We start from the raw sequence: 6,232 nt of genomic DNA on the forward strand, positions 1-6,232 counted from the left end.
TCCCCCAAACTAAACAGAACCGTAACGACGATCTCTTCTGTCAAATTCTTTAATATCCTCGACTAAATCATCGACTGTAAAATCAGGCCAATAACTGTCATCAAAGATCATTTCTGTATAAGCTAATTGCCAGAGCATGAAGTTAGAAATTCTTTCTTCTCCACTAGTTCTAATTAGCAAATCCGGATCAGCTAATTCCTTTAAGTGATTAGTCAACAAATGATCTGCAAACATAGTGTCGTTAATCTCACTTGGATCTATTGAACCACTAGCCGCTTCGATTGCCAAATTTTTAGCAGCATTAACAATCTCAGCACGACCACCATAGTTAAAAGCAAAATTGAGGATCATTCCAGTATTACCCTTAGTATCCTCAACTGCTTTTAAAACTACTTTTCTGGTTTTGTCAGGTAAGTGATCAGTAAATCCGGTTACAAACACTCGAATATTTTCTTTAATTAGGTCCGGCATAAAAGTTCCAAAGAAGTCTACTGGTAATTTCATTAAGAAATTAACCTCTTTACTAGGTCGACTCCAATTTTCAGTAGAAAAAGCATACAAACTCAAAACTTTGACCCCAAGATGACTAGCTGCTGTAGCAATCGTCTTGACATTGTTCATACCTTCTTTATGACCAGCAATACGAGGTTGACCCTTTTTCTTAGCCCAACGACCATTACCGTCCATAATAATAGCAATATGCTTAGGAACTGATATATCTGAATCCAACTGTCTCTTACTCTCTGTCATAAAGACTATTATCCTTCAGTAATTTCTTTTTCTTTGGCTGCTGCTAATTCGTCAACTTGTGCAATAGCTTTATCAGTAACCTTTTGAACTTGATCTTCAACATCATGGAATTCATCTTCAGTTACATCGTTAGCTTTCAATTGCTTCTTAAGATCGTCCATAGCCTCACGACGAACGTTTCTAACGGCAATACGGCTCTCTTCAGCCTCTTTACCTACTTGCTTAGCAATCTCTTGTCTACGTTCACCAGTAAGCTGTGGAATGACCAAACGGATAACCTTACCATCATTAGCAGGGTTCAATCCTAAATCAGATGAATTGATAGCATGTTCAATATCATCCAATGATGATTGATCATAAGGTGTAATCATCAAAACACGTGCTTCCGGAATGTTGATTGAAGCAACTTGATTCAATGGTACATCAGTACCATAGTATGAAACTTTAACGTTACTCAAGATAGAAGCGTTAGCTTTACCCGCACGGATATTAGCCAATTCTTTTCTAAGAACGTCAATTGATTTTGACATATTTTCTTGTGCTTTTGTAACAGCTTTGTTAGTCATCATTACCACCCTTTATTATTGTTCCGATATTTTCTCCTTGAACAACTTTCTTAATGTTTTCAGCTTTGTTCAAATTGAATACGATCAATGGAATATCATTATCCATTGACAATGATGAAGCAGTTGTATCCATAACTCCAAGATTCTTATTAATAATATCAAGTTGTGTTAATTCTGCATACTTCTTAGCATTAGGGTCCTTCTTAGGATCAGCTGAGTAAACACCGTCAACGTTATTTTTAGCCATTAAGATAACATCAGCTTCAATTTCAGCAGCACGAAGTACGGAAGTGGTATCTGTTGAGAAGTAAGGATTACCAGTACCACCAGCAAAGATAACAACACGACCCTTTTCCAGATGTCTGATTGCCTTTCTTCTGATGTAAGGTTCAGCAACCTGGCGCATTTCGATTGATGTTTGTACACGTGTTGGGACACCAATATGTTCCAAACCATCTTGTAAAGCAAGTCCATTCATAACAGTGGCCATCATACCCATGTAATCTGCTTGGGCACGATCCATTCCCATTTCGGCACCTGTTTCACCACGCCAAATGTTACCACCACCACAAACGATGGCAACTTGAACTCCTAGATCATGAACACTTTTAATTTGTTCAGCTATTGTTTTGATAACTGGTGGATTAATACCAAAGCCTTTCTCACCGGCTAAGGCTTCTCCAGAAACTTTTAAAATTACTCTTTTATACTTGATATCAGGCATAAGTTCTCTCCTTTAATTTTGCTACTAAATATTTTAACATATTCGCTACACTAAATTTATCCAAAGACTATTTTTAAATAAATTTTGTGTGGATACAACCCTAAATATAAAGAAAAAGCCGTTTAATTCAAAATGAATTAAGCGACCTTTCCAAAAAATGTTTTTAAACTACTTCATTTGGTTCTTTACTTCTTCAGCAAAGTCTTCTTGTTTCTTTTCGATTCCTTCACCAACTTCGTAACGAACAAATGAAACAAGTTTAGAATTCTTTGATTCAACGAATTGTTGAACAGTCATGTCTGAATCCTTAACAAATTCTTGGTCAGCCAAACTAATTTCTGACAAGAACTTGTTTAGACGGCCTTCAACGATTCTAGGAATAATCTTTTCAGGTTTACCTTCAGCCTTTGTTTCTTCAGTAAAGATAGCCTTTTCGTGTTCCAAACGATCTGCAGGAACTTGATTACGATCCATGAATTCAGGGTTGATAGCAGCAACGTGCATAGCAACATCCTTAGCAGCATCTTCGTCGCTACCTTCAAGAGTAACGATAGCACCGATCAAACCGCCATTATGTAGGTATGAACCGAATACTTGTGAATCTGTCTTATCAAGAACCTTGAAACGTCTCAAGGAAATCTTTTCACCAATAACAGCTGTTAAGCCTGTGATGGCGTCGTTAATTGTTTGGTCACCAATCTTAAGTGCCAAAGCTTCATCCATTGTCTTTGGTTCGTTAGCAACGATAGCCTTACCAATTTCATTTACAAGATTGATAAACTTGTCATTTGATGAAACAAAGTCAGTTTCTGAATTAACTTCGATGATAGCAGCTTTGTTACCTGAAACTTCAATGTGTGTCAAACCTTCAGCAGCAATGTTTCCACTCTTCTTAGCAGCTTTAGCTACACCCTTTTCACGAAGTTTGTCGATAGCCTCTTGCATGTTACCGTCAGCAGCAACCAATGCCTTTTTAGCATCCATCATACCAACGCTTGTCTTATCACGTAATTCTTTAACTTGAGCAGCAGTAATTTTAGCCATTAGTAATCCTCCAGTCGTATAAATAAAGCCATCTTACTCAGATGACTCTATTTTACGCTTATTATTATTATTTATCTTCGTTATTGTTCTTAGCTTCTGCTAAATCTTCAATAGATTTTGCATCGGCAGCATTTGAATTTTCATCTTTGTTGTCGTCTTTAGCAAAGTCTGCATCTGTAACAGCTTCTTCACCTTGTTTACCTTCAACAATAGCATCTGCCATCTTAGATGTAATTAATCTAACGGCACGAATAGCATCATCATTTGAAGGAATGATAACATCGATAGGATCTGGATCTGTATTTGTATCAACCATAGCTACGATAGGAATGTTAAGTTTCTTAGCTTCGTTAACAGCAATGTTTTCTTTATGAGGGTCAACAATGAACATAACATCAGGGATTCTTGGCATATCTTCGATACCACCAAGGAATTTCTCTAACTTAGCTTGTTGCTTTGTAAGTAAAGCAACTTCCTTCTTAGGTAGACGATCAAAAGTACCATCTTGTGACATTGCCTTGATGTCCTTTAATCTCTTGATACGTTTTTGAATTGTGTTCCAGTTAGTTAAAGTACCACCTAACCAACGATGGTTAACATAGTATTGACCAGCACGTGTTGCTTCTTCAGCAATAGCATCTTGTGCTTGTTTCTTTGTACCAACGAATAGGAAAATACCATCATCACCGGCAACGGCCTTCATATAGTTGTAAGCATCGTCGATCATGCGTACTGTTTTTTGTAAATCAATGATGTAAATACCATTTCTTTGTGTAAAGATAAATGGCTTCATCTTAGGGTTCCATCTTCTTGTTTGGTGACCGAAATGTACACCGGCTTCAAGAAGTTGTTTCATAGAAATAACTGACATAAAAAGTTCCTCCTGGTTTTTACCTCCACCTAAGTCATGTCTAGTTGAAACACATCTGTGCACCAACAACTAAATCGTTAAGTGTGTGTATTCAATACAGATAACTATTATAAGGGAATATTATTATGAAATCAAGTAGTCCTGCCAATTTATTCCATTACTTTTTAATAAGTTCTCTTTTTGCGTTCGTGATAACTTTTTGATAGCAATTTCCCGCTTTAAAGCCTGTGATTTATTTGCTAATTCCTCGGTATACATTAATTTAACTGGTCGTCTATTTTTAGTATACTTAGCACCCTTGCCAGCATTGTGAGTCGCAACTCTCTTCTTTACATTGTTACTTGTGCCAGTATAAAAAGTTTTGTCATTGCATAAAAGCATATAAACATAATATTTACTCGTTTCCATTAATTATCTGACTAGCCTCTTTAGTTAACTGATGATTTTCATCATAAATTATTAAATCTGGTTCAACCTTTAGCGATGCCTCTTTAACTGTCTTTATAACATCAATCAAAACCAGATTAGCATCTTTCTGTGAACTAGTTCTGACAAAGCGTATGCGCTTTGGTTGCAGGCGCTGTTGTAACATTAAGGCAATTAATTCACTCAAACGCTCTGGTCGATACACTAAATATGCATGAGAATTTTCCTTTAACAAAACTTTAATTGCATATAAGATATCCTCTAAATTAACTTTTAATTCATGACGCGCAATTGCTAAAACTGTATTCTCCTTCAAAGCAGTTTGATTGGAAACTTTAAAATAAGGTGGATTGCAAACTAGCATGTCGACCGTATCATGATTAATATGTTTTTGAACATTTTTTAAATCATCGTTGATAAGATGTACTTGTTGTTCCAAATTATTATCTTCAATACTTTTTTGAGACAAATTAGCTAGCTCTTTTTGGATCTCAACTAAATATATTTGAGCCTTAGTTTTCGAGGCCAATGACAACCCAATGGCTCCATTTCCAGAACATAAATCGACTATTTTTCCCTTTTTAACAGTTTTTGCAAAATTATAAAGTAAAATAGTATCGAGGTTAAATGAATAAAGTTTTTTATCTTGATTAATAATTATTCCGCTATTAGAAATAATATCTTGAGAATAAATCGACATGTTACACCTGCTTTATGGTATTTTAAATAAGTTAAGATTATTTTAGGGAGAATGATAATTCTATGTTTTATAAATTTATCCGTGTAATAGCGAGAGGCATTGTTTTCATTTTAAATGGCCGTTATAAAGTCGTGGGTAAAGAAAATCTGCCCGACAAGCCTTTCATCTTAGTAGCACCGCACCGTACTTGGTGGGAACCAATTTTCTTTGCATTAGTAATTTCTCCACGTGAGGCCACTTTTATGGCAAAGAAGGAACTTTTTAAGAATCCGATTTTAAGGTTTATTCTTGTACACGCGCATGCTTTTCCTGTTGATCGTGCTCATCCTGGTCCTTCGGTAATAAAAACACCCGTTAAGGCATTGAAAAAGGAAGATAAAGTTTTAATCATGTTTCCATCAGGAACTCGTTACTCTGAACAACTGAAAGGTGGAGCCTCACTGATTGCCAAACTTTCAAAAGCCCCATTAGTTCCCTTCGTTTATCAAGGGCCCTTATCTTTTGGTGGTTTAATGAAGCATAAACAGATTACTATTGGTGTAGGACCTGAAATCGACTTTGACTTCAAGGCTAAGCTTGATGAAAAACAAACTAAACAAGTCAATGATGATATGGAAAAAGCTTGGGATAGAATTGATAATGAAATTGATCCATCCTTTGAGTATATTCCACCTGAGAAAAAAAATAAGTAACTATATAATATACTAAAATAACCCTGGCATGCCAGGGTTTTATTGTATAACAAACATTCAAAAAATATTCCAATATAGGGAACTCTATATAGCATGTGATAAGGAACAGAGACAAAGGATAACAGACTTGAACTACCTTAGGTAAATAACAATTTCCACATGGTCAAAATAAAAGTACAAACATCAGAAAAAAGGTTTAAGTTAACAATACTAAAAATAAGGAACTAAGAACCTTATGCTCACTGCCCTAATGATATTGATACCACTAACAACATTATGCGCGATTAGAAATATATTGTTAGCTTTATGTTTATTATTGTACGATAAAACATCTTTACTAAAAGTTACTTACAATAAGTAATCAAATAATAAAATTTTTTTGGTTATTATGCATTTAAAAATCATCCGAAAATTTCAATAACAAGTTAGCCACTTGGACAAAATAAATTGAATCCAAGT

The 6,232-nt window shown here is 35.3% G+C and carries 8 protein-coding genes; 1 reads left to right on the forward strand and 7 read right to left on the reverse strand.

Annotation, left to right across the window (positions count from 1 at the left end):
* Positions 1-9: 9 nt before the first annotated feature.
* The 7 genes from FD33_RS08510 to FD33_RS08540 all read right to left on the reverse strand — a co-directional run bounded on the left by FD33_RS08510 (position 10) and on the right by FD33_RS08540 (position 5,081).
* Positions 10-750, reverse strand: coding sequence for an isoprenyl transferase (locus FD33_RS08510; protein WP_025085180.1), 741 nt, complete (start codon positions 748-750; stop codon positions 10-12).
* An 8-nt stretch (positions 751-758) separates the two neighbouring features.
* Positions 759-1,316, reverse strand: coding sequence for a ribosome recycling factor (gene frr / locus FD33_RS08515; protein WP_025085179.1), 558 nt, complete (start codon positions 1,314-1,316; stop codon positions 759-761).
* On the reverse strand, positions 1,309-2,040 hold the full coding sequence (gene pyrH, locus FD33_RS08520) for a UMP kinase (protein WP_025085178.1): 732 nt from the start codon (positions 2,038-2,040) through the stop codon (positions 1,309-1,311). Before pyrH ends, frr begins: the two co-directional genes overlap by 8 nt.
* Positions 2,041-2,208: 168 nt before the next feature.
* Positions 2,209-3,084, reverse strand: a complete 876-nt coding sequence (gene tsf / locus FD33_RS08525; RefSeq protein ID WP_025085177.1) for a translation elongation factor Ts — start codon at positions 3,082-3,084, stop codon at positions 2,209-2,211.
* A gap of 67 nt (positions 3,085-3,151) precedes the next feature.
* Complete coding sequence (gene rpsB, locus FD33_RS08530; protein WP_025085176.1) at positions 3,152-3,955, reverse strand: 30S ribosomal protein S2; 804 nt, start codon at positions 3,953-3,955, stop codon at positions 3,152-3,154.
* 123 nt (positions 3,956-4,078) lie between these two features.
* Positions 4,079-4,363, reverse strand: coding sequence for a GIY-YIG nuclease family protein (locus FD33_RS08535; protein WP_025085175.1), 285 nt, complete (start codon positions 4,361-4,363; stop codon positions 4,079-4,081).
* The gene (locus FD33_RS08540) at positions 4,350-5,081 is read right to left on the reverse strand and encodes a tRNA1(Val) (adenine(37)-N6)-methyltransferase (protein WP_025085174.1); all 732 of its coding nucleotides are present in this window, start codon (positions 5,079-5,081) and stop codon (positions 4,350-4,352) included. Before FD33_RS08540 ends, FD33_RS08535 begins: the two co-directional genes overlap by 14 nt.
* A 62-nt stretch (positions 5,082-5,143) precedes the next feature.
* Between FD33_RS08540 and FD33_RS08545 the strand changes: the two genes are divergently transcribed.
* On the forward strand, positions 5,144-5,773 hold the full coding sequence (locus FD33_RS08545; protein WP_025085173.1) for a lysophospholipid acyltransferase family protein: 630 nt from the start codon (positions 5,144-5,146) through the stop codon (positions 5,771-5,773).
* The last annotated feature ends 459 nt before the right edge of the window (positions 5,774-6,232 follow it).

This window comes from Companilactobacillus paralimentarius DSM 13238 = JCM 10415 (assembly GCF_001434985.1).
GTDB lineage: Bacteria > Bacillota > Bacilli > Lactobacillales > Lactobacillaceae > Companilactobacillus > Companilactobacillus paralimentarius.